This window comes from Dactylosporangium roseum, assembly GCF_025264685.1.
Classification (GTDB): Bacteria; Actinomycetota; Actinomycetes; order Mycobacteriales; family Micromonosporaceae; genus Dactylosporangium; species Dactylosporangium roseum.
This window is the reverse complement of record NZ_CP073721.1, coordinates 7,221,735-7,245,593: the sequence shown is the minus strand read 5'-3', so window position 1 is coordinate 7,245,593 and position 23,859 is coordinate 7,221,735. Positions and strand designations below refer to the sequence as shown.

General features: G+C 72.6%; 18 protein-coding genes. 3 read left to right on the top strand and 15 right to left on the bottom strand.

Annotation, left to right across the window (positions count from 1 at the left end):
- Window positions 1–129 precede the first annotated feature (129 nt).
- Window positions 130–1,065, bottom strand: a complete 936-nt coding sequence (locus Drose_RS33930; protein WP_260725327.1) for a serine hydrolase — start codon at window positions 1,063–1,065, stop codon at window positions 130–132.
- Window positions 1,066–1,095: 30 nt separating this feature from the next.
- Here Drose_RS33930 and Drose_RS33925 point away from each other — a divergent pair, with 30 nt between their 5' ends.
- Window positions 1,096–1,962, top strand: coding sequence for a bifunctional methylenetetrahydrofolate dehydrogenase/methenyltetrahydrofolate cyclohydrolase (locus Drose_RS33925; RefSeq protein WP_260725326.1), 867 nt, complete (start codon window positions 1,096–1,098; stop codon window positions 1,960–1,962).
- 624 nt (window positions 1,963–2,586) lie between these two features.
- Here the strand turns inward: Drose_RS33925 and Drose_RS33920 are convergent.
- Window positions 2,587–4,146: a PQQ-like beta-propeller repeat protein gene (locus tag Drose_RS33920; RefSeq protein WP_260725325.1), complete on the bottom strand. Its 1,560-nt coding sequence runs from the start codon at window positions 4,144–4,146 to the stop codon at window positions 2,587–2,589.
- A gap of 187 nt (window positions 4,147–4,333) precedes the next feature.
- Between Drose_RS33920 and Drose_RS33915 the strand changes: the two genes are divergently transcribed.
- Window positions 4,334–5,551: an NADP-dependent isocitrate dehydrogenase gene (locus tag Drose_RS33915; protein WP_260725324.1), complete on the top strand. Its 1,218-nt coding sequence runs from the start codon at window positions 4,334–4,336 to the stop codon at window positions 5,549–5,551.
- Between the two features lie 48 nt (window positions 5,552–5,599).
- On the opposite strand, the gene Drose_RS33910 is transcribed toward Drose_RS33915, so the two are convergent.
- Genes Drose_RS33910 through Drose_RS33895 form a run of 4 tightly spaced genes read right to left on the bottom strand, consistent with a single transcriptional unit; the run spans window position 5,600 to window position 9,437 of the window.
- Window positions 5,600–6,799 (bottom strand): CysS/YqeB C-terminal domain-containing protein, encoded by a 1,200-nt coding sequence (locus Drose_RS33910; RefSeq protein ID WP_260725323.1) that lies wholly within the window; start codon window positions 6,797–6,799, stop codon window positions 5,600–5,602.
- Window positions 6,796–7,581: an alpha/beta fold hydrolase gene (locus Drose_RS33905; protein ID WP_260725322.1), complete on the bottom strand. Its 786-nt coding sequence runs from the start codon at window positions 7,579–7,581 to the stop codon at window positions 6,796–6,798. The genes Drose_RS33910 and Drose_RS33905 overlap by 4 nt, the downstream gene beginning before the upstream one ends.
- Window positions 7,582–7,590: 9 nt before the next feature.
- A complete protein-coding gene (locus tag Drose_RS33900; RefSeq protein ID WP_260725321.1) occupies window positions 7,591–8,517 on the bottom strand; it encodes a glycosyltransferase family 2 protein in 927 nt (308 codons plus the stop codon).
- Window positions 8,514–9,437 (bottom strand): sulfotransferase, encoded by a 924-nt coding sequence (locus Drose_RS33895; RefSeq protein WP_260725320.1) that lies wholly within the window; start codon window positions 9,435–9,437, stop codon window positions 8,514–8,516. Before Drose_RS33895 ends, Drose_RS33900 begins: the two co-directional genes overlap by 4 nt.
- A 79-nt stretch (window positions 9,438–9,516) precedes the next feature.
- Between Drose_RS33895 and Drose_RS33890 the strand changes: the two genes are divergently transcribed.
- The gene (locus tag Drose_RS33890) at window positions 9,517–10,326 is read left to right on the top strand and encodes a WecB/TagA/CpsF family glycosyltransferase (protein ID WP_260725319.1); all 810 of its coding nucleotides are present in this window, start codon (window positions 9,517–9,519) and stop codon (window positions 10,324–10,326) included.
- A gap of 244 nt (window positions 10,327–10,570) precedes the next feature.
- Here Drose_RS33890 and Drose_RS33885 read toward each other — a convergent pair whose 3' ends face one another.
- From Drose_RS33885 to ppc, 9 genes are all read right to left on the bottom strand, one after another.
- Entirely contained in the window at window positions 10,571–11,635 is a 1,065-nt protein-coding gene (locus Drose_RS33885) for a glycoside hydrolase family 26 protein (RefSeq protein ID WP_260725318.1), read from the bottom strand.
- 16 nt (window positions 11,636–11,651) lie between these two features.
- Window positions 11,652–12,398, bottom strand: a complete 747-nt coding sequence (locus tag Drose_RS33880) for a methyltransferase domain-containing protein (protein ID WP_260725317.1) — start codon at window positions 12,396–12,398, stop codon at window positions 11,652–11,654.
- The gene (locus Drose_RS33875) at window positions 12,395–13,897 is read right to left on the bottom strand and encodes a lipopolysaccharide biosynthesis protein (protein ID WP_260725316.1); all 1,503 of its coding nucleotides are present in this window, start codon (window positions 13,895–13,897) and stop codon (window positions 12,395–12,397) included. The genes Drose_RS33880 and Drose_RS33875 overlap by 4 nt, the downstream gene beginning before the upstream one ends.
- Entirely contained in the window at window positions 13,867–14,733 is an 867-nt protein-coding gene (locus Drose_RS33870; protein WP_260725315.1) for a sulfotransferase domain-containing protein, read from the bottom strand. The genes Drose_RS33875 and Drose_RS33870 overlap by 31 nt, the downstream gene beginning before the upstream one ends.
- Before the next feature lie 2 nt (window positions 14,734–14,735).
- Complete coding sequence (locus Drose_RS33865; protein ID WP_260725314.1) at window positions 14,736–15,944, bottom strand: hypothetical protein; 1,209 nt, start codon at window positions 15,942–15,944, stop codon at window positions 14,736–14,738.
- The gene (locus Drose_RS33860) at window positions 15,941–17,320 is read right to left on the bottom strand and encodes an O-antigen ligase family protein (protein WP_260725313.1); all 1,380 of its coding nucleotides are present in this window, start codon (window positions 17,318–17,320) and stop codon (window positions 15,941–15,943) included. The genes Drose_RS33865 and Drose_RS33860 overlap by 4 nt, the downstream gene beginning before the upstream one ends.
- A complete protein-coding gene (locus Drose_RS33855; protein ID WP_260725312.1) occupies window positions 17,317–19,152 on the bottom strand; it encodes a Wzz/FepE/Etk N-terminal domain-containing protein in 1,836 nt (611 codons plus the stop codon). The genes Drose_RS33860 and Drose_RS33855 overlap by 4 nt, the downstream gene beginning before the upstream one ends.
- Window positions 19,153–19,373: 221 nt before the next feature.
- The gene (gene cysC / locus Drose_RS33850) at window positions 19,374–20,918 is read right to left on the bottom strand and encodes an adenylyl-sulfate kinase (protein ID WP_260729912.1); all 1,545 of its coding nucleotides are present in this window, start codon (window positions 20,916–20,918) and stop codon (window positions 19,374–19,376) included.
- Window positions 20,919–20,946: 28 nt separating this feature from the next.
- Complete coding sequence (ppc, locus tag Drose_RS33845) at window positions 20,947–23,772, bottom strand: phosphoenolpyruvate carboxylase (protein WP_260725311.1); 2,826 nt, start codon at window positions 23,770–23,772, stop codon at window positions 20,947–20,949.
- Window positions 23,773–23,859 lie beyond the last annotated feature (87 nt).

Sequence of the window (23,859 nt, the reverse complement as noted above, 5' to 3'; positions counted from 1 at the left end):
GTCGATCTTGCAGTTGTGGTGCCTGACAAACCGGGCATTAAGGGAGTGTCCCGGCACCATAACTGCAAGATCGACGCGGAAGGGGGGCGGGCCGGGGCGGGCCGGTCGGGTCGGCGCGGTGGGGCTCGGCTAGGGCAGTGTCACGGGGGCGGGGACCTTTGCGCCGAAGTACGTCGCGATGGCGTCGCTGACCGCGTGGGCGCCGTTCGCGAGCGAGCCACCCGCGGGCTGCTCGTAGAGGGCGGCCACGACGTAGCGCTCGTTGTCGCCGGCGAAGCCGACGGTGTGCGTCACCCAGACGGTCCGGCCGCCGACCGGCTTCTCGGCCCAGCCGTCCTTGTTGCCCGGCTTGAGTGCCGGGCCGGCCGCCCAGACGCCCCAGCGCTGGTTGCCGGCCACCTTGCGCAGGGTCGTCACCAGATACGCGCGGTCCTCGGCGTGCAGCTTCTCCAGCACGTACGACATCAGGTGTTCCAGATCCTCGGCGCCGCACCGCAGGTGGCGCCAGAAGACGTCGTAGCCCTGCACCACCGCCAGGCCGCCCATGCCGAACCGGGAGCGGAACCGGTCGAGCATGCCGGGGCCGTCGTAGCGGTTCCAGAGCGCGGTGGCGGCGTCGTTGTCCGAGTTGATCAGGGCCTTGTCGAGGTTGGTCCGGTCGGTGCGGTCGAGCGTGATCCGCCCCTGCCGGTGACGCTCGAGCAGGTCGGTGGCGATGGCCAGCTTGATCGTCGAGGCGGTCCAGGTGGTGGCCTGGGTCTTGCCGGCCCGCCAGACGGTGCCGGTCGTACGGTCCCGTACGACCAGGCCGATGGTGCCGGGCTGTCGCTCGACGAACGCCTTGGCCTGCGATTGGCGGTTCGCCGCGGCGCTCGACGGGGTGTTCGACGGGGCGGCTGAGGGCACTGTCGTCGGCGCCGCGGACGCCGGCTCCGCCGTGACGCCCGTCGACAGGCTCGGGGAGGTCACGGGGGCGGCACCGGGTGTGCCGCCTCCGTGACCCCCGCCGCAGGCCGAAAGGGTGACGAGGATGAGGAGGACGACAACGCCGCGCCGCACGGACATCCCCGAGACTCTAGTGGCAGGATCGGTCTTGTGACGGCGACGATTCTCGACGGCAAGGCCACCGCGACGGCGATCAAGGACGAGCTCCGCGGCAGAGTGAAGGCCCTTGCGGACCGGGGCGTGGTCCCCGGCCTCGGCACGATCCTGGTGGGCGACGATCCGGGCTCGCGGGCATACGTCGCGGGCAAGCACCGCGACTGCGCCGAGGTCGGCATCGCGTCGATCCGCCGCGACCTGCCGGCGACGGCCACCCAGGCCGAGGTGGAGGCCGCGGTTCGGGAGCTGAACGAGGATCCGGCCTGCACCGGGTACATCGTGCAGTTGCCCCTGCCGAAGGGCCTCGACGAGCAGCGGATCCTCCAACTCATCGATCCCGGCAAGGACGCCGACGGCCTGCACCCGACGAATCTCGGCCGCCTGGTGCTCAACATCCCGGCGCCGCTGCCGTGCACGCCCAACGGGATCGTCCACCTGCTGCACCGGTACGGCGTCCCGACCAACGGCGCCGAGGTGACCGCCGTCGGCCGCGGCACGACGGCGGGCCGCCCGCTGGGCCTCATCCTCACCCGCAAGAGCGAGAACGCGACCGTCACGCTGTGCCACACCGGCACCCGCGACCTGGCGGCCCACACCCGCAATGCCGACATCGTGATCGTGGCGGCCGGCTCGGCGGGCCTGCTGACGAAGGACATGGTGAAGCCCGGCGCCGCGGTGCTGGACGTGGGCGTGACCCGTGTCGAGGGCGAGGACGGCAAGGCGAGGCTGGTGGGCGACGTGGCCCCGGACGTGGCCGAGGTCGCCGGCTACCTGGCCCCGATGCCGGGCGGCGTTGGCCCGATGACGAGGGCCATGCTCCTGACCAACGTGGTGGAACTGGCCGAGCGCGCCGCCTCGTAGGGTCCGCTGTTCCGGCTGTGGTCCGTTCACAGCCGCCGTCCGGATCCGACTCCCGCGATCACGGAGCTTTTCCGGTGCTCCAGGCCGTCAAAGCTCCGTGGTCCGTGAGGATTGCGCCAAGCGATGCCGGGCCGCGGTGTCCGTGCTCCGTGGTGCGGGTGGTCGCACTCCGCGCTTGGCCTGACCCGGATTTCTTGATCATCCAAGGCCCGCGAAGTGCAACCGTGCGGTCGTCTGTCCACCCCGATGGTGCGCTACGGGGGTGGTGACGCACAGTCGTGCGGGCGGGCGTCTGTCGCTCGTGGTCGCCGCTGGATCGGGGCGGCGCGTTCCGGGCGGGGCGACTCCATCATGGGAAAGATGTGGCTGCCCCGATAGCCAGATCTTTCCCATGATCATGAGGTCGAGCGGCATGGCGGCGGGATCGAGCGAACGCATCGCGATCACGGTCACGACCAGCCGGAACTCATCGCGGAGGCCCGTAATGCTCCGGGGTTATGCCGTTGCGTCAGGCGGCGGTCTGCGACGACTCCTCGATCCCTGGCGGCCGCGGCCGTGGAGTCCTGTGGTGGCCCGGGCGACCACCGGACTCCACACTCCTGTGATCATGACCGGCAGATAGCGTCAGGTGGCGGTCAGGGACAGGGTTGTCGACTTCTCCTCGCGGGTGGCCACCACGGCGCGGCCGGAGGCTGTGGACACCGACGTCTCCGGGCAACGGGTGGTGCAGGAGATCCGGCGGTCGTCGGTCGCGGCGCCGTTCTCGGAGTCCGCGCCGACCAGGCGGAGGGCGCCGTCCGGAGAGCGCCACAGCACGTAGGCGCGACCGTCGGCCGCCGCGCCTGCCACCGGCTGGTATGCGCCCAGACCGGGCAGGCCCACCTCCCACTTCACGCCGCCGGTGCGCATGTCGACCGCCGTCAGGTGGGCCCGGTCGCCGCTCGGCTCGGCGTAGATCAGCGTCGTGCCCGACGGGACGGCCAAGGCGCCCGCGGCGTCGTGGCGGGCGCCGACCGAGCCGGTCACCGCGTCCATGTAGACCGCGCGGTGCGGCACGCCGGTCACCGTCACGAAGCCGCTCTCGGCGGCGAACACCCTGAGCTCCGGGTTGGTGCGCTGGATCGCGTGCCACGACCACCGCTCCTCGGCGCCGGAGGTGGTCAGCCCGACCGCCATGTCGTCGACACCCTCGGCGCGGCAGCGCATCGCCACCGCGACCGTCTCGGCGGTGGCCGCCAGGTCGGTGACGTCGCAGGGGCCACCGTTGCGGGCCGGGGCCCAGCGCCATCGCAGCGAGCCGTCGCGCGCGCTGATGCCGAGCAGGTCGCCCGCCCCGACGCCGGCGCTCGACACCACGGCGATCGACCCCGCGGCGCGCACCGTCGCGATCTTTCCGGACGCGTACCGCCGGGAGAACCGCTCCCGGCCCGTCGCCGCGTCGAGCCCGGTCACCAGGATGCCGTCGACGGTGCCGAAGACCGCGACCACCGCGCCGTCGACCAGCCCGGCTGCCTCGCCGGGCAGGTCGGAGCGCAGGTAGCGCCAGGCCGTCTCGCCGCTGTCCAGCCAGACCGCACGGATGCCGTCGGCGCCGCGCACGATCGCCACGCCGTCGTGGACCCCGACGAGCTGCGTCCCGGCATAGGACCGCGGCCAGCCCCCGTCCCGGGTGGTCGGCGGCTTGCCGGCGATCGTGGCGTCGACGAACCGGCCCTCCCGGGCCCAGTCGATCGCGAACCCCGCCCCGACGATCAGCAGCGCGGCGGCCAGGCCCGCCACGAGCCAGGGCCGCGGCTCGGTCAGCGGCGGCAGGACCGGGCCGGCGACCGCCAGCAGCACCCAGCCGAGGGCCGCGCACACCGCCCCGGCGACGGTGAGCGGGCCGCCCACGGCCACCCCGGCGGCGGGCGACACCAGCCGGACGAGCCCGACGGCGATCAGTGCCGCGGCGATGCCGGCGACGGCGGCCACGCCGGCGATCAGCCGGAACCGCCGCGGATCCGCGCGTCCGTAGGCCAGGCACAACCCGCTCAGCAGCGGACCGAGAAACGCGATGCCGGCGATCGTCAGCAGGTCGGGGTGGCGGCTGCCGGCGAGTGTCCAGGGCAGCACCAGGCCGGCCACGGTGGCGGCGGTGCCGAGGGCCAGGACGGCGAGCCCGCACAGGCGGACGACGGGATTCACGAGCAACAGGATGCACAATGCCTACGACAATTTCGACCTGCGGCGGCACGGTTCCGGCCCCCGAGCCCGGATCGGTGCGATTTCGCTCGCTGCGGGGGTTGCGAGCCAGGGGTCGGCGTGTTGACGAGCCGACCAATCCAGTACGCTCGTACTGCTAGGCAGTAGACGCGAGAGGAGCGCCCGGCCGATGGCGAAGATCAAGGTACAGAACCCTGTCGTCGAGCTCGACGGCGACGAGATGACCCGCATCATCTGGAAGCAGATCCGCGAGCAGCTCATCCTGCCCTACCTCGACGTCGACCTGAAGTACTACGACCTGTCGATCGAATACCGGGACCAGACCGACGACCAGGTCACCGTGGACGCCGCCAACGCCATCAAGCAGCACGGTGTGGGTGTCAAGTGCGCCACGATCACCCCCGACGAGGCCCGCGTCGAAGAGTTCAAGCTCAAGAAGATGTGGCGGTCGCCCAACGGCACCATCCGCAACATCCTCGGCGGCGTCGTCTTCCGCGAGCCGATCATCATGTCCAACGTGCCGCGGCTCGTCCCCGGCTGGACCAAGCCCATTATTATCGGCCGGCACGCCCACGGCGACCAGTACAAGGCCACCGACTTCGTCGTGCCCGGCCCGGGCAAGGTCACCGTCACCTACACCCCGGCCGACGGCGGCGCGCCGATGGAGTTCGAGGTCGCCGACTTCCCCGGTGGCGGTGTCGCCATGGGGATGTACAACTTCGACGACTCGATCCGCGACTTCGCCCGCGCGTCGCTCCGCTATGGCCTCGACCGCGGCTACCCGGTCTACCTGTCGACCAAGAACACGATCCTGAAGGCGTACGACGGCCGGTTCAAGGACCTGTTCGCCGAGATCTTCGAGACCGAGTTCCAGGACGAGTTCGCCAAGGCCGGCATCACGTATGAGCACCGGCTCATCGACGACATGGTCGCCGCCGCGCTGAAGTGGGAGGGCGGCTTCGTCTGGGCCGCCAAGAACTACGACGGTGACGTGCAGTCCGACACCGTCGCGCAGGGCTTCGGCTCGCTCGGCCTGATGACCAGCGTCCTCATGACCCCCGACGGCAAGACCGTCGAGGCCGAGGCCGCGCACGGCACCGTCACCCGGCACTACCGCCAGTGGCAGAAGGGCGAGAAGACCTCGACCAACCCGATCGCCTCGATCTTCGCATGGACGCGGGGCCTGGCACACCGGGGCAAGGTCGACGGCACCCCCGAGGTCACCACCTTCGCCGACACCCTCGAGCAGGTCTGCGTCGACACCGTCGAGAGCGGTCAGATGACCAAGGACCTCGCCCTCCTCATCTCCCGCGACGCGCCGTGGCTCACCACCGACGAGTTCATGAACGCGCTGGACCAGAACCTGTCGAAGCGACTGGCAGCCTGATCCGAGACGCCGGCCCCGCACCACACGATGGTGCGGGGCCGCGTCGTTTCAGAGCGACCACTCGGGTCCGTCGGGCGTGTCGCGCACACTGACGCCACCGGCCGCGAGCGCGTCGCGCAGGGCGTCGCCGAGCGCCCAGTCCTTCGCGTCGCGCGCCGACGACCGCAGCGCCACGAGCGCCGTCACCAGCGGCGTCAGCCGGTCCGGTCCGGTGAGGGCGCCGAGGCGCACGAGCATCCGCCGCAGGGCGGCCCGCGCCTGCTCACGCTCGTCCACGTCGGTGTCGGCGCTCCAGTTGTGCATCGCCTGCTCCTGGTCGAGCGCCGCGGCCACGCATCCGTCGGCGTCCCGCGCCTCGAAGCAGGCGTCGAACCGCGCCACCGCCGCGACGGTCTCCGTCCCGAGGGACGTGGCCGGTGACGGCGTGGCCTCCGCGCTCGGCGTCGCCTCCAGCACAGCGGGAAGGTCGTCGGTGAACACGCCGAACGGCAACGTCGTCCCGGCGGGCCACCACCGTGACGCACCCCGCCGGCGCAGGGTGAGGCCGCCGTTGCCGGCCACCCGGACCGTCCGCGTGGCCAGGTCGAACAGTGCGGCCGTGTGCTCGTCGACGCCGATGACGAAGGTGTCGTCGGGCAGTGCCCGCTCCATGACGGACAGCCGCCGCTCGCCGAGGTAACAGAAGCGGGTGTCGTGATGCCCGCCCTCGGCGTTGTCGTAGTGCGGGATCAGCACCGCGGGCAGCCCGGTCAGCGGCCGGAACACGTCGAGCCCGGGCGCCCACTCGGGGTCGCTGCCCACCTTGTAGATCTCGTACACCGGGATCGTGTGCGAGCTGAGCGTCAGGGCGGCGGCGCTGGCGAAGAGGACGACGGCGTCGCGGGCGAGCGCCTCGGCCAGTACCGCCGGAATCTCCGTGTCCGTCCAGTGCCGCAGCGCATAGGTCGGGCTGCCCGGCCCGGCGAACAGCCACCCGGCTCCACGCAGCTCGGCGAGTGCCCGCTCCCGGGCGAGGCCGGGCGCCGGCGTGCTGCGCCAGCCGACCACGGACACCTGCCGGCCGGTGCTGTCGGCGAAGTACTTGACGGCGCGGGTGGAGATGTCGTCGGCGTTCTCCTGAAAGCCGTACGGGGTGTCGAGCATCACGGCGGGCCGGTCGCCGCACCGCTCGAAGATCTCCCGGTGCGGCTTGACCATCGTCGGCGCGGTCTCGCCCGACCCCATGACAACGAGTAGCCCCGACGTCATCGCAGGCTCATCAGGTCGGCCGCGATCGACGCGGGATGCTGGGCGTGCAGGTCGTGGTCGCCGTTTGGGTAGGGCCGGACGCGCACGTCGCGCAGCCCGTCGAGGTCGGGTGTCTTCGTGCCGGCCGGCACGGCCAGCACCGGGACCTCGACCCGCGGGAAGTAGGGCTGCGGCGGGTCGTCCCACATGCTCCGCAGGATCCGCATGTGCCGCGGGATCGGCAGCCGCCGGGTGAGCCGGTCGTCGAGGCCGACGGCCAGGCTGAAGACCGTGGCCTCGATCGCCCAGCCGGCCCAGTCGGGATGGGCGGCGCGCAGCCGGGCGCGTAGCTCGGTCGCGGTCATGCCGCTCACGTCCGGCGGGCGCAGGCGTGCCGCGCACGACTGCCAGTCGGAGAACCGGGTGGTGAGATCGATCCAGCCGCCGTCGATCAGCGCCAGCGCCCGGACCCGTGCCGGGAACCTCGCGGCGAACTGGACCGCGACGTTGCCGCCCCAGGACTGCCCGGCGACGATCGCGGGCGGCAGGTCGAGCTCCCGGCAGACGGCGTCGAGGTCGACCGCGGCGGTCGCGGTGTCGTAGCCGCCGGGCGGGCTGTCGGACTCGCCGTGGGAGCGCAGGTCCACGGCGAACACCGGGTGCCCGTCGAGCCGTTCGGCGACACCGTCCCAGAGGCGGGCGTTGGACGACAGGCCGTGGACGAGGAGAAACGGCCCACCGGAGCCGCCCTCGCCGTGGACCCGAACGTTGAGTGAGACGCCTTCCCCGATGCGTACTCTCATGCGAGGACTCTAGATCCCGTGGCCCCTCCGGTGGAGGGCCCCGAGCACCCGCTCCACCTTCACGACGCCGGTGACGGCGGCCAGCGCGATCGCCGCGCGCGGTTCGCGCCAGTTGGAGCGGACCGCCGCCTTGGTCCACCGCCAGGCGTCGCGGCGGTTGCCGCTCGCGGCGGACCAGCAGGCGAGCTGGCCGTAGACGCGCCCGGCGCCGGTGCCGGAGCCGGCGATCTCCGGGTGCCGCGCCATCATCCAGCGCAGCGATGCCATCTTGGTGGCGTACTCGTAGGCGAACATCGACGTCCGGCCCCACAGGACACGCACGAGCGACTCGTCGACGTGGACGATCTCGCCGCGCTTCGCCGCCCGCAGCAGCAGGTCCCAGTCCTCGTTCTGGCTGCCCGGCGCGTCCTCGGCGACCAGGCCCATCTCGTCCTCGGCGAACGCCGAGCGGCGGACCAGGAACGTCGAGGAGTGCAGCATCGACATCCGCGACCGGACCAGGTCGTCGAGGCCGACCAGGGAGGCGCCGGCGAGGCGGGTGTTGAGCCGGTCGCCGAACTCCACCTCGATCGCCGACGTGCAGAACTCCGCCTGTGGCCGCTGCTGCATCGCGTGGACCTGCCGGCGCAGCTTCGTCGGCACCCACACGTCGTCGTCGTCGCAGAACGCGACCAGGTCGGTGTCCAGGGCCACGATGCCGGTGTTGCGGGCCCCGGCGAGCCCCGGCCGGCGCAGGTTGGGCAGCACGTCGAGCGGCCGTTCCCCGCCCCGGCACAGCGCCACGTCGGGGTCGTGCTGGTCGAAGACCACGATGGTGCGCACCGGCCCGGGGTAGTCCTGCGCGACGATGCCCGCGACGGCACGCGCCAGCAGGCCCGGGCGGTTGCGGGTGGGGACGACGACGCCGACGCTCGGCCAGTGCGCGGCGGTGTTCATCGCTCGCCCCGGTAGCCGTACGCGCTGAGCAGCGGGGCCGTCAGGGCGCTCACGACCCGCCGCTGGCGCACCGGCAGCGCGGTCCGCCAGGCGTCGTCGCGGCGCAGGGGCACCGGGCCGACCTTGAACCGCATCGGGTTCCCGGCGGCGCTGTGGCACGGTCCCAGCTCGGCGGTGCCGTCGCTGAGGAACGGGACGTCGGTGGCCGGCAGGCCGGCGAACCCGGCGAGGTCGCGCAGCGTCTCCTCCGGCTCTTCGAGCAGTTCCTCGTACCGCACCCGCTTCACCGGCACCCCGCAGCGGTGCAGCATGGAGAGCGCGGTGTTGTGGGCGTTCCAGAGCAGGGCGGAGCGGCTGGGGGAGTAGCGCGTCATCTCGGCGGCCCCGTCCGCCTCCGGCCGGGACACCTTCTTCGTCCACGAGTACGCGACGCCCCGGCTGTCCCGCACCATGTGCACGACCCGCAGGTCGATGTCGGGGGCGAACCGCAGGCAGTAGGCCAGCGCCGCGTGCTTCGAGGAGTCGACGAGCACGTCGGCGCCGGAGACGGCCGCGGCCGCCTCGTACAGCCGGGAGTACCAGTCGGCGTACTCCTCGACGAGCAGCCGCTGCGCGGCGGTCATCCGGACGCTCGCGAGGCGCGGGATGTACCGCGTGCGCTCGACGGCGTGCCGCAGCGCCAGGACCCGCCACACGTCGACGTGGTGCCAGCCACCGAACGCCTTCTCGCCCACGGCGTGCCAGAAGTCGCAGTCGGAGAAGCGCTTGCCGCACGCGCAGCGCTCGTCGCCGGCGATATCGCGCTCCCACAGGTGCACGACCTCGCCCAGCGGACAGACGCCCGGCAGCTCGCCGAGGAGGCGTTCGAGCAGCGTGGTGCCGCTGCGGCCGAGGCCGCCGAGGAACAGAACGCGTACCAAGCGTCCTCCTTGGTCGTTTTGGTAGATATGCCAGCTCTGCTGGTTTCTGGTTGCTCTAACGATGAATTGCGGACGAACGATGCTGCGCAGCTACACCCGGCGCGTCCCCGTTGGCGATCTGGCCATCGACCCGTTGACCGAACCCGAGGTCGTCACGCACGTCCTGCGGGCGCTCGACGAAGGACGGGGCGGCTGGATCGTCACCCCGAACGTCGACATCCTCCGCCAGGTCTCCCGCGACCCGGCGCTGCTGGCCCACCTGCGGGCGGCCGACCTGGCGGTGGCCGACGGCGCCCCGTTGGTGTGGGCCGCCCGCCTGGCCGGCCGCTCACTCCCGGCCCGCGTGGCCGGATCGGACCTGATCTGGTCGCTGTCGCGCGGCCTGGCGGCGACCCGGCGGAGCGTCTTCGTGCTGGGCGGCGCTCCCGCGGCCGACGGCGTCGCGGACGGCGCGCAGCGGGCCGCCGAGCGGCTGGCCGAGGCGTGTCCCGGACTCCGGGTGGCCGGCACGCTCTGCCCGCCGTTCGGCTTCGACCGCGATCCCGCGGGGCTGGCCGACGCCTGCGCGAGTGTTGCCGAGTGCCGCCCGGACATGGTGTACGTCGGGCTGGGCTTCCCGCGGCAGGAGCACCTGATCGCCCGGCTGCGGGCCGACCTGCCGGAGACCTGGTTCCTGGGCTGCGGCGCGGCGGTGAACTTCGTCGCCGGCGACGTCCGGCGGGCGCGGCCGGTGCTGCAGAAGGCGGGCCTGGAGTGGCTGGACCGGCTGGCCCGCGAGCCGCGCCGGCTGGCCCGCCGCTACCTGCGCGAGGACGCCCCGTTCGCCGCCGCGCTCCTGGCCCGCTCCTTGCACCACCGCCTGACCCACCGCCCCGCCCACCGCGCGTAACCCGCCCCGTGGCCCGCGCCGCCCCGTGGCCCGCACGACTGCGTTGATCTTGCAGTTGTGGTGCCGCGACACTCCGAAAATGTCCGGGTTGTCAGGCACCACAACTGCAAGATCAACGTGCCGTGCCGGGCCGTGCCGGGCCGTGCCGGGCCGTGCCGGGCCGTGCCGGGCCGTGCCGGGCCGTGCCGGGCCGGGCCGGGCCGTGCCGTGCCGGGCCGTGCCGTGCCGTGCCGGACGGGCCGGGCTACTTCTGGCGTTTGCGCTTCGTGGCTGGCGTCAGGGGCATCGGGGTGTAGTACGCGTCCTGGGCCAGCGACGAGCGGAACGCCGAGAGCACCACCGGGTCGTTCGACACCTGGAACTGCTGCGTCGGCCCCTTGTTGTCCGTCGGGTCCGACTCGAAGTACAGCACCGCCCGGATCTGCGGGTTGGCCTTGAACGTCGCCGAGGCGTCGTGCAGCCAGGATGCCCGCTGCTCGCTGCCCCACGTGCGGGCCACGCCGAACTCGCCGATCATCACCGGCTTCGTCGGGTGCTCGGCGCAGAATTCCAGGAACGGCCGCAGCAGCGTGCTCATGCTGCCGTACTTCGAGCCGGCGTACACGTCGACGCACGTCCAGTCGACGACGTCGTCGCCGGGGTAGAACTCCGGCGCGTACCCGCCGGTGAAGCCCTCCGCCGTCGGGCACCACACCCAGGACGCGTTCGTCGCGCCCTCGGCCGTGAAGATGGCGCGCACGTGCCGCCAGGCCGCGATGTAGTCGGCGCCCGACCACATCTGGGCGCGCAGGTTCGGCCGGTCCATCTCCCAGCGGTACCGCATCAGCACCGGCCGGCCGAACGCCTTGAGCTCGCGGGCGCGCTCGCGGATCAGGTCGTCGTAGCGGCCCATCGTGACGAGCCGCGTGTCACCACCGGCCCAGGACAGCATCAGCGTGGTGCCCCGGTCGGTGAACGAGCGGTCGGAGGCGTTGATGAAGTTCTCGTCGAAGCGGCGGTACGTGTTGACGATCGCCATCCGGCGCCCGAGCGTCTCTTCCCACGTCGTCATGGCCGAGACCCGGCCCGACTCCGTGAGCCGCTCCGGTCGCACCCACGCACCGAGGTACGAGCCCTCGGCCGGCGGTCCGACCGGACCGGCCTGGAACGGCCCCTTCGACGTCGCGATCGCCGGTGGACCGGCGGTGTCGGGGGCCGGTGACGGCCGGGGCCCGGGCCCGTCCTTCGTGGACATCACGCTCAGGGTGACCGCCGTGGCGGCCGCGACGACGGCGGCCACCACGGCAAGGGTCAGCACGCTCCGCTTCATGCGTTCCCCTTCGGGGTCACTTCGGTATGCGCCGGGCGACGTAGAGCACGTCGGTGGCCACCGCCGAGAGGTGGCTGGAGCGGGTCGCGAGGTCGTCGGCCCGGCGGGCCACCGGGCGCAGCCAGTCGCGCCGGTAGGCACCCGGCGGGAAGACCGCGAAGCCGCGCCGGTCGACCACCTCGAAGCCGTGCCGCGCCAGTAGCTGCTCGACCTCGGCGTGGTGCAGTTCGGCGAACCAGGCGTTGCTCCGGTTGCGCCGGTGCCGCAGGTGGCGCAGCGACGAGCGGTTGCCGTGGTTCTCCACGACCAGCAGCCCCGAATCGGCCTCGGGCAGGATCTGCGCGGCGAACGCGATCGCCCGGTCCCGCACGTCCTTCGGCGCGTTGAGCAGCAGCCGGAAGACCGTCACCAGGGCCGGGCCGTCCGCGGTGGCCGGCTCGGGCACCGGGCCGTCCTCGGCGACCTGGTGCAGCTTGGCGTAGACGCCGGCCTCCCTGGCCTTCGTGAGCATCTGCGCCGACACGTCGTAGCCGTGCGCGGCCCGCACGACGCCGTGCAGCAGCTTGATGGCCCGTCCGGTGCCGCACGCGAAGTCGTGCTGGATCGGCCGGCGCGCCGTGAACTCCCGCCGCACCAGCCGCCGCAGGAACGCGCGCTGGCGCATGCTCACGGCCGTCGAGTACGTCTCCGGTGCGTAGACGACCCGTTCGTACTTGTCGACCGCCGCGTCCGACTGGAAGACCTCCGCGTAGTCGGTTCTCATCGACCCCCCTGCATCAGAACTGTTTTGAACCGCATCACCGCGTAGCCGTACGCCGCGATGCCCGCCCCGGTGGCGGCAATCTTGAAGACCAGGCCGTGCACCGGCAGCAGCGCGAGCTGCGGTACGGCGAAACACCCCGCCGCCAGGGCACACGCCAGCAGCGTGGCCCGGCCGAACGGGTGCAGCCCCAGTCCCCGCACCACCTGCGCGAGCGGGACGAGGTTGTTGACGAGCACCGCCGCGCACAGCCCGACGGCCGCGCCGAACGCACCGCTGCGGGGGATCAGCAGCACGTCGACGCCGAGCATCACGATCAGGGCCAGCCCGACGTTGGCGAGGTTCCACCAGGTGCGTCCGGCCATGGCGAGGACCATGTCAACCATCCCGCAGGCCGTGGCCACGAGCATCGTGGCGGCGAGCAGGCGGGTGATCCGGACGCCGTCCTCGTAGTGCTCGCCGAAGAAGCCCAGGTACAGCGGGGCGTACGTGAACACGAGCAGGTACAGCGGCCAGGCGGCGAGCACGACCCAGGCGGTCGCCTGCCGGTAGAGCAGGTTGGCGCCGGCGGTGTCCCGGACGGCCAGCCGCTCGGCGAGGCGCGGCTGCGCCGACTGTGAAACGCCCTGGTTGACGAACTGGCCGAGGATCATGAACCGGCCGGCGACGGCGTACATCGCGGCGGGCGCGAGACCCGCGAGGGCGGCGACGAGCAGCACGTCGACCCGCTGCAGGGCCATCTGCGCGAGGCTCGCGACCGCCCGCGGCGCGGTGAAACCCCAGAATCGCCGCGGCGTGAAGTCCGTCGGCTCGCCGCGATCCGGCACCGTCACCGTCGAGCGCACCCGGCCCAGCGCCAGGCCGGCGAGGAGCGCGACCGGGAGGTACGGCAGCGCCCACAGCGCGGCGAAGACGTCCTGTCCCCAGCCGGCGGCCCAGACCAGCGCCAGCAGCAGGAGTTGGGTCGCCGGGCGGAGGACCCGGTCCAGCAGGACCGTCGGGCGCATCACGCGCAGGCCGCGGGTCGCGGCGAGCAGCCCGTCGCTCAGCGCCGCCACCGGCAGGAAGACCGCCAGGGCCCGTACCAGATCGGCACGACCGGGCAGCAGATCCGCCGCGAACCACAGGCCCGTCGCGATGACCAGGCCCGCCGCGGCCACCGAGCCCAGTGCGATCCGCAGGCACTCGCCGAGCCGGGACAGGTCGCCCGTGGCGCGCATCCGCGCCGGCCAGTAGACCAGCGAGGTCTGCATGCCGAGCTTCGCGACGGTGACGCCCAGGCCGAAGGTGGCCGTGGCGGCGAAGAACGCGCCCGCCGTCCGCGGGTCGAGCGCCCGCGCGGCGAGCCAGGTGACGCCCACGCCGGCGAGCCCGGTGCAGACCGTGCCGGCCAGGTTGGCGACACCACCGCGGACCGCGCCCCGGAGCATGCCCTTCGGCGACTCCAGCGCGGGCCGCTCCAGCGTGGCGGTCACATCCACGACGGCCGGTACCCGAGCCACGCCGCGAGGCGCTCGTCGTACGGCCGGTAGTGGTCGGTCAGCATCGAGGCGATCGAGTCGTCGAGCCGGTTGCGCGGGCGGGCGTTGTGCCGCTCGAACGGCGGGTAGGAGCCGGTGCGGGGCAGCCCGAGGAAGTCGACGACGGCGTCGTAGACGGGCTCCGGCCGGGTGAAGAACAGGCTGCTGTCCACGACGTGCACCCGGTCGCGGCCGAGCAGCGCGGCCATCGGCTCGAGGTACTCGATGTACTCGCCGCGGGCCCGGTACGCGTGGTGCTGGTGGGCGAAGCTGTACGAGAACGGTTCGGTGAGCAGCCGCTCGCGCTCGCCGTCCAGGCGCGACTCCTCGAGCCGCAGCGCCTGACCGAAGTCGACCTCGGTCTCGAAGCCGCGGGCCACCTCGTGCGCGTGCTGCGAGTAGGCGCGCTCGACGGGGTCGCGGACGAGCACGACGAGCTTCACGTCGGGCAGGTCGCGGGCGATCCGGGCCAGGGCGTGCGGGTGGTACATGTAGTACGGGCTCGACTCGAACGTCTGCGCGGACACGCCGAACTCGGCGCGCACCCGGTCGGCGCGGCGCTGGAGCGGGAAGTGGCCGCGGTACCAGCGCAGCCCGCGGTGGTAGCCGACGTCGAAGTAGTGCACGCCCTTGTGCAGCACCGCCTTGATGACGGCGGGGTGCGCGGCGAGGGCCCGGTAGAGCGACGTGGTGCCGCAGCGCTGACCGCCGCAGATGAGGAACGACGGGAGCATCCGCCGGTTGGCGGTGAGCCGGCCGTAGTTGCGGGATCCGAAGTGGACGATGCGCTTCATCGTCTCGGGTACCTGCACGGGCATGGTTACAGTGCCTCCACTCGCGCGACGAGGACGGGCAGCAGCCAGTTGCCGAGCACGCCCAGGCGGGCGCCGGCCTCCGCCTGCCGGTCGGTGACGTATCGGGTGGCCAGGTCGATGAGGTACAGCAGCGCGGTCACCTCGACCGCCTGCCGGTGCACCACGCCGAACGGCAGCAGCAGCTCGGGCGCGGCGCCGACGAGGTCGTTGACCGCCTGCCCGGCCGACGGGGCGCGGGAGATGCCGACCTGCAACGCGTGGTGCAGCGCGTCGAAGCCGATCGGGACGCCCGGCGTGAACCGCTCCCAGTCCCAGACCAGGATCGTGTCGGCGAGGCTCGCCATGTTCCACGGGGACCAGTCGCCGTGCCACGAGCCGAACGTGAGGTCGGTGCTGCCCGCCGTCGCCACGATCCGCTCCGCGGCGGCGCGCAGCACGCCTCCTTCGGCATTGTCGGCGACCGCCTCCAGCCGCGCCCGCAGCCGGATCCAGTAGCCGCTGCCGTCGAGCGTGCCGTGGCTGGTGCCGCAGCAGGTGGCGACCTCGCGCATCGCGGCGGCCAGGCGGGGCGCGGTCAGCGGCACCCGGGGCCGCCAGACCGGCAGTGCCGACTGGACGAGCACCTCGTGCTCGCCCCAGCGCCCGGCGTGCAGCACTTTCGGGACCCGCAGCGCGGTCAGCGGCGCGGTGCCGACCGCCGTGAGCGCGTGGCCCTCGGCCCGCACCAGCGTGCGGGTCAGTGCCGACGTGCCGAGCTTCGCGAACGCGAGCGTCCGGCCGTCTGCGGCGAGGAGTTGCAGGACCGGCTTGCGGTTCGCCCGAGCCGGTCCGATGTGGACACTGAGACGCAGTGCTTCGCCGAGGGCGTCGCCCAGGTACGTGTCGATGGTGTCGGTGGAGGGGCGCAGGCGCAGCCGGTCGCGCAGCAGCAGGCCCGACATGCCGGTCCGCAGCGCGGTCACGACCGCGTCACGCTTGAGCTTCGCCAGGCGGGACTGCGGCTCGGCGTACCGGCGCACCGCGGCCGCGGCGAGCCGCCGGTCGTCGGCGGGCACCAGCAGGCGAGGCTTGCGGGCGTTGGGAATGACGAGATACTCGACCGAGCCGGTGCCGGAGCCGGGGTACAGGACGCCGAGCACCTCCTGGATGTACTGCGCCCGGAGTTGTTCGTCGTCGACCTGGAGCGCGGCCGGAGCGGTCTTGAGTGGACTCATTGCGGGATACCCCTCTGCTGGTTGCGCCACAGGACGGCATACGCGAGGAAGGTCAGGGCCAGCGGGGTGACGAGCGCGTTGTACCAGAACATCGCCGCGAAGCTGGACACGATCGCGGCGGACGCGGCCAGCCCGGCCGGGGTCGCGTCGCGCCGGAACCGCCACAGCGCCGCGACGAAGAAACCGAGGTAAGTGGCGGTGCCGAGGATGCCGTGCGCGTAGAGCAACTGCCATAGCTGGCCGTTGCCACCGACGGTGAAGTTGCCGCAGCGGCCGCAGTCCGGGCTCTCGCCGACGGCGATCGAGTTGCGTCCGCCGATCGTCGTGCGGGTCGAGCCGAAGCCGATCAGCGGCGACTCGAGCATGCCGGTGACGGCCTTCTCGGTGGTGTACATGCGCACGCCGTTGGACTTGCCGTCCTCCAGCCGGGCGGTGACGACGTCACCGAGCGGGGTGGTGACGACGGCGACCGCCACCGCGGCGGCCGCGATCCCGATGGCGCCGAGCGCGGCGAGCCTGCCGCGCATCGCCAGGCGGACCGCGACGTACACCGCCATCACGCCGAGGCCGATCCACAGGCCCCGGTTCAGCGAGTACACGATCGGTGCCATCGCGACGACCAGCGTGACGCCCGCGTACACCTTGCCGCGGCGGGACTTCGCGACGCAGAAGCCGGCGACGAGCAGCCAGCCGACGAGCAGGCAGGCGTTGTTGCCCCAGGTGTTCGTGTAGCCCCACGGCGCGCCCGGGCGGGGCGTCTCGCCGCCGAGCAGGTTCATGATCTGCGCGGCGGTCGGGTGCACGAGCGACTGCACGAAGCCGTCGGCGCGCACGTGGCGCGGGAGCAGCAGCTCGATCGGGGCGGTGAACTCGAAGCGCGGCGCCACCATGCCGAGCAGCCCGCCGGCGACGGTGACCGTGAACAGCCAGGCGAGCAGCCGGACCAGCTTCTCCTGGGACAGTTCCCGGCGGTCGACGTTGCCGGCGTAGATCAGCAGGACGGTGAGCGTGAGGTAACCGGCGAGGCGGAACCCGTACGACAGCAGGCGGCTGGCCGCGGTGCCCGGCACGGTGCCGACCGGGTCGGCGCCCAGCGTGAACAGCCCGAAGAGGACGGTCGCCAGGAACAGCAGCCACAGCAGGAACGCGGGCGGCAGCTTGACGACCTGCCCGGAGGCGCGATGCCGCACGAGTGCGAACAGCATCGGTACCGCGGCGATGAAGAAGATGAGGACACCGAGGCCGAGCGCCCACCACAGCGGGTAGAGCAGCAGGACGGCGGTGAGCGGCCAGGCGCGCAGCCGGCGGGCGACCCGGGTCGGGGGCCTCGCCGGCAGCGCGTCGGCGGCGGCTGAGGGGTGCGTGGTGAGGGTCATCGCCGCTTGTCGGCGCCGTTCTCACTGGGCGTCTCGGCCGGGATACGGGTGACCGAGAACGTGCGGTTCTGGCGCTTCGGCGGCACCGGGACGGTGGGCGACGGCGCGGTCGACGACGCCGCGGCCGGCGTGGTGCGGATGCGCTTGGTGACGGCCGGCTCCTCGTCCTTCTTCGCCGGGACGGTCTCCTTCGGCGGCAGCTTGTCCAGCACCGTCGTCATGTCGTCGGCGACCGTCGGCTCCTCGGGCGCCTGCTCGCGCTCGTCACTGGTGCGCGGCGTGGTCAGCCGCGGCAGCACGACCGCGCCGAGCAGCGGCGTGCCGACCCGGCGGAGCTGGTCGGCGGCGTCGACGATCTCGGTGTTGCGGGTGCGGCGCAGTTCCACCGCGACGATGGCGGCGTCGGCGAGACTCGCCAGGCTCTGCGCGTCGGCGCTGGTCGCCGTCGACGGCGCCTCGACGACCACGTACGCGGCCCGCTCGCGCAGCGTGGCGAGCGTGTCCCGGAGGGCCTGCGACTGCAGCAGCCCGCCGGCGCTCGCGGTGCCGCCCGTGGTGACGACGCTCAGGTTCGGGTGCCGCGGGGCGCGCTGGGTGGCGCTGCTCAGCGAGAACCGTCCGGCGAGCACGTCGGACAGGCCGGGAACGGCGCGCACGCCGAGCATGCGGTTGACCGAGGCGGTGTCGACGAGGCTGTCGGGCAGGTGCGCGCAGACGAGGACCGTTTCGGCGCCGGTACGGGCGAACGCCGCGGCCAGGTTCGCCGCGACCACGGTCGACGCGGCACCGCGGCTGGCGCCCGCGACGACGACCACCTGACCGGCGAGCGCGACCCGCGCGTCGCCTCCGGCCGGCGCCGGGATGCTGGCGAGCACCTCGTTGCGGAGCCGGTTGAAGATCCGTCCTCCGGTGCCGAACGGCGCGAAGACGTCGTCGAGGCGGGGCTTCACCCGGCCGGGAACGGCCGCGAGCACCGCCACGTCGACCCGGCGGGGGAGGTCCCCGGCGCGGCGGACCCGCTGGTCGAGGCGCTCGCGGAGCATCGCCGCGCCGACGCCGAGCAGCAGGCCGATCATCGCGCCGCTGGCGAGGTTGAGCAGCCGGTTCGGCTTGACCGGGCTCGACGGCAGGTCGGCGTCGCGGGTGATCTTGCCCGCGCTCACCGTGGTGGTGAGCAGTTGGTTGAGCTGGCCGGCGAGGGTGTTGATCTGCGAGGTGGCCGTGCTGCGCTGGCTCTCCAGGTTGGGCCGGTTCGGGTCGGTCGGGCGCAGGGTCGCGAGCTTGGTGTTGATCTGGGTGAGGCCGGCGTTGAGCTGGCTGATCTTGTCGTTGAGGATCGCGATCCGGGCGGCGACCTCGGCCTTGGCGGACTCCTCGCGGTTGCGCAGGTACGCCTCGGCGAACGCGTGCGACCCAGCCTGGGCAACGGCGGGATCCCCGGCGGAGTACGTGATGACGAGGAACGTGGTGTTCGGCGGTACCTCCACCCGCACGTTCCCGGCAAGGGTGTCCGGCGGGGTCGTCGAGCGCATCAGGGCGGCGGCGTCGGTCGCGACGGTGGTGGAGGTGACGAGCTGGGCCTCGTTGTCGAGGTTGATGTCACCCTTGGTGCGACCGCTGGTCGAGTTCGCGTCCTGACCGTTGCCGATCGGCGAGACCAGCACCGACGTCGCCGACTCGTAGACCTTGGTCTGCATCGAGGTGAACTGCGCCGCGCCGGCGACGCCGGCCACCATCAGGATGAGCACCAGCCACCAGTGGCGCCGGGCCATGCCGAGCAGGTCGACGCCTGGGCTGTCGGATTCGGCGGAGTGCGGGCGGTTGGCGTCCATGAAGCGGCGGCCCCTTCGGCGTCAGGTTCTCCAGGGGCTAACGCCATGAGCCGCCGTGACGTGATGGCCTGTTTCGCCAGATTCGCCCGGTTCAGCGCACGCGGAGAACGCCGACCGGACCGCACCTACTGCGTTGATCTTGCAGTTGTGGTGCCGAGACACTCCGCGAATGCCCGGATTGTCAGGCACCACAACTGCAAGATCAACGCGGGTTGGGGGGGTCAGGGTAGGGGGCGGGGGTCCAGCCAGCCGTTGCTGCCCAGGTACCGCAGCACCGTTGTCACCGCCTCGCCGTGGGACAGGCCCGTCGTGTCGATCGTCAGCTCGGCGTCCAGTGGCACCTCGTACGGGTCGTCGATTCCGGTCATCCCCTTGATCAGGCCCGCACGTGCCTTGGCGTAGAGCCCTTTGCGGTCGCGCCGCTCGCACTCGGCCAACGGCGTCGACACATGGACCAACACGAAACCGGCGCCCGCGTTACGGGCGAACTCCCGGGCCGCGGCCCGCGAATCCCGATACGGCGCGATCGGGCAGCAGATCGCCACGCCGCCGTGGCGGCCCACCTCGGCGGCGACCCAGCCGATCCGCCGGATGTTGGTGTCCCGGTCCTCGGCGGAGAAGCCCAGGCCGGCGGACAGGTGACGACGAACGATGTCGCCGTCGAGCAGGGTGATCGTCCGCTCGCCCGACTCTTGCAGCGCGTCGGCGAGGCCGGTGGCCATGGTCGACTTGCCGGAGCCGGACAGGCCGGTGAAGAAGACCACCAGGCCGCGCTGGCGGCGGGGCGGCCGGGCCCGGGCCAGCTCGCGGGCGACCGCCGGTGGGGTGTGCCACTCGGGCAGGATCGTGCCGCGGTCGAGGTGGTCCTCGATCTCCCCCGTCGTCAGCGGGAGCCGGCGGTGCTTGGGCGGGATGTCGTCGAGCGACCGCCACTGCCCGTCGCGGCCGTCGTAGGCGAGCTCACGAGGTACCAACACCCGGAGACCGCCGCCGGAGAGCATCGACTCGCTGGAGGCCAGGAGGTGGGTGACCCCGTAGGCGGCGGCCACCCGGGTCCGCAGCATCGCGTCGCGGATGTCGTCGCCTTCGTGGTGCGGCAGCGGCAGGGCCACGATCGTGGAGGACGGCATCCGGTCGCGGGCCGCCAGTACGCAGCGGACCAGGGCCTCCGGCGCGAGTCCGTCGGGGCCCGGACTGTCGACCGGCACGAGGACCAGCAGGTGCGCGGCGAGCGTCCGGGCCGCCCGGGCGATCTGGGCGAGTTGCGGGCGGTGCAGCGGGCGGTCGGCGATCACGCCGAGGATCCGGCCGGCCGGCAGCGTCTCGCGGACCTCGGCCGGGGTGCGCCGCATCCGCCGGAAGGCGCCGTGCCGGCCGTCGCCGAGCCGCCGGACCCGTCCGGCGACCCCGGCGGTGGTCTTGCGCGCCGGGTAGATCTCGGTCGTGTCCAGCGCCGCGATCGGCGCGCCCTCCAGGTCGGCGAGCACCAGGACCCGCCGCAGCGGGTTGGCGATGTCGAGCTGCTCGGCGAGGGTGCGCGGCACCTCCAGCGTCACGGGCACCGGCCAGGTCGTGCCGTCGGCGAGCCGGCCGGTGCGCCGCAGCGCGATGAGGTCCGCCGAGCCGAGGAAGCCCGTCAGCGGCGTGTACGCCTCCGACAGCAGCAGCTCGAGGTCGGCGATCTCCGACGGTTTGGGGGTATAGGTCGGTGCATCCCGCAGCACCTCGTCCGGCAACGCCCATCCCTCGACAGCCCAACCGTTCACAGCCACGTCGGACAGTCTGCCAAAGCGGTCAACCGGTGTTCCGCATGCCCGCCGCGATCCCGTTGACCGTGGTGAGCAGTGCCCGCTCGAGCGCCGGGTCGGGGGAGGCCTTGCGGCCGCCGGGCCAGGAGCCGCGGTCGGCGACCTTGCTCGCACGGTACTGGTCGAGCAGCGTGACCTGGAGGTGGTGGAGCGGCTGCAGATAACTGTCCCGGACGCTGAGCGTGCGCTGGAGGACGGGCTGGCGGTCGAGCAGTTCCGACTCGCCCGTGATCGCGAGCACCTCTTCGACCGTCCGCTCGTACTCCTCCCGGATGACGCCGAAGATCGGCCGCAACTGCTCGGGGACGAGCGTTTCGACGTATCGCGACGCGATCTGCAGATCGGTCTTGACCAGCATCATCTCGACGTTGGACAGGAACGTGCCGAAGAAGTGCCACTTCTCGTGCATCTCGCGCAGGACGTCGCCGAGGCCGGCCTCCCGCGCGGCCTCGAGCCCGCTGCCCACGCCGAACCAGCCGGGCACGATCTGCCGCGACTGGGTCCAGCCGAACACCCACGGGATCGCCCGCAGGCCGGACAGGCCCGCGTCGGCGTTCGGTCGCTTGGCCGGGCGTGAGCCGATGTTCAGCGCGCCGAGCAGCTCGGTGGGGGTGGCCGCCCAGAAGTACGCGGGCAGGTCCGGGTTCTCGACCAGCGCCCGGTAGTTGGCGAACGCGGCCGTCGACACCGTCTCCATCGCCGAGTCCCAACGGGCGAGCGCCTCGGCCGGCTGGCGGGGCTCGGTGTGCAGCAGCGCGGACTGGAGCACGGCCGCGAGCGTCAGCTCCAGGTTTTCCCGGGCCAGCGCCGGCAGCGTGTACTTGTCGGAGATGACCTCGCCCTGCTCGGTCACCTTGATCGCGCCGTCGAGCGTGCCCCACGGCTGGGCCAGGATGGCCTCGTGGGTCGGCCCGCCGCCGCGGCCGACGGTGCCGCCGCGGCCGTGGAAGAGCCGCAGCCGTACGCCGTGCCGGGCGGCGACGTCGCGGAGCTGCCGCTGGGCCTTGTGGATCATCCACTGGGAGGTGGTGATGCCGGCGTCCTTGTTGGAGTCGGAGTAGCCGAGCATGACCTCCTGCACGTCACCGCGGGCGCGCACGATCGCGCGATACACCGGGATCGACAGCAGGTCGTCGAGCAGCTCACCGGCCATCTCCAGCTCCCGCGCCTGCTCCAGCAGCGGGACGAAACCGATCCGGGCGCGGGCCGACTCCATCGACGCGCCGCCGAAGCCGCCGCCGGCGCTCACCTCGACCAGGCCCCACTCGCGGGCCAGCACCACGGCGGCGAGGACGTCGTCGATGCCCTGCGTCATCGAGATGATGTACGTCTCGATGACCTCCGGCCCGAAGCGGTCCTGCACCTCGCGGATCGCGGAGAACACGTCGAACGTCTTGCGCGCGCTGTCGGTCAGCGAGGTGTCGCGCGTGGCCAGCGGCCGCCGGCCGGTGAGCTCGTCGATCAGCGACTGACGGCGTGCGTCGCGGTCCAGCGACGCGTAGTCGATCTCGCCGACCCGCCGGTAGAGCTGCGAGAGCACCTCGTGGTGGGCGTCGGCGTGCTCACGGATGTCGAGGGTGGCTAGCTGCAGGCCGAAGGCGGACAGCGTGCGGATCGCCGACGCGAGCTTGCCGGTCGCGGGCAGCGCGCCGCCGTTGCGGGCCAGCGACGCGCGCATCAGCTCCAGGTCGGCGATCAGCTCGGCGGTGCCGAGGTAGTCGCGGCCCGGCTTGTGCGGGGTGCCGGTCGCCAGCCGGTCGCGGGTGTGCTGCAGTTTCAGCCGGACGCAGCGCAGCTTCAGCCGGTAGGACTCCTCGAGATTGACCCGGCGGTAGCGGGCCGGCAGCTCCGGCAGGTTGTCGAGGTCGGCCGCGAGACTCGCGGAGAGGTCCAGCGACACCCCGCGCAGGCGCTTCGAGACCGACAGCTCGTCGATCAGCTCGTCGATCACGCCCTCGGCCCTGCGGATGCCGTATTCGTGCTGGATGAGCAGCACGTCCCGGGTCACCGCCGGTGTCACGAACGGGTTGCCGTCCCGGTCGCCGCCGATCCACGACCCGAAGGTGAGCGGCCGTGCCGTCGGCGGCAGTTGTACGCCCAGATCCTTGAGCGTCTCGTAGAGGTCGTCGAGCACCTGCGGCGCGGCGCCCTCGGCCAGGTCGGCGAGGTAGTACACGGCGTTGCGGGCCTCGTCGGACGGCTCCGGCCGCTCCAGGCGCAGCTCGTCGGTCTGCCACAGCAGGTCGAGCAGCTCGGCGAGGCGCCGGTCGGTGCGCGCCGTGCGGGTCTTGTCGGGCTCCAGCGAGCCGTCGAGCGCGGTGGCGACCGCCTCGGCGTCGAGCTCGTCGCCGACGGCCCGCAGCTTGGTCAGGATCGAGCGGCGGGCGGCCTCGGTGGGGTGCGCGGTGAAGACGGGGCGCACGGCGAGCTTCGAGGCGATCGAGCCGATCTCGCGCGTCCCGACGCCACGGTCGGCGATGAGTTTGGCGGCTCGCTCCAGCCAGCCGCCCTCGCGGACCCGGATGCGGCGCAGCTCGCGGGCGCGGTGCACCTGCTCGGTGATGTTGGCCAGGTGGAAATACGTCGAGAAGGCGCGGGCGAGCTGGGTGCCGGTCACGACGTCGAGCCCGTGCAGCCGCTCCGCGGCCGCCTCGGGATCGGTGCGGACCAGCGCACGGACCTCTTCGACCAGGTCGAGCAGTTGCTGGCCGTCCTGGCGGACGAGGCTCTGCCCGAGCAGCGAACCGAGCCGGCGGATGTCGGCGCGCAGCGCTGCGTCGGCGGCGCTCGACGCGGGTGCTTCTGCGGACATGGAGAACGTCCCCTCAGGTATGGCTTCGGCTCGGCTGGGGGACGGCGTTGTCCGATTTCACCGGCATCGTATCGGCTTCCGCGTCAC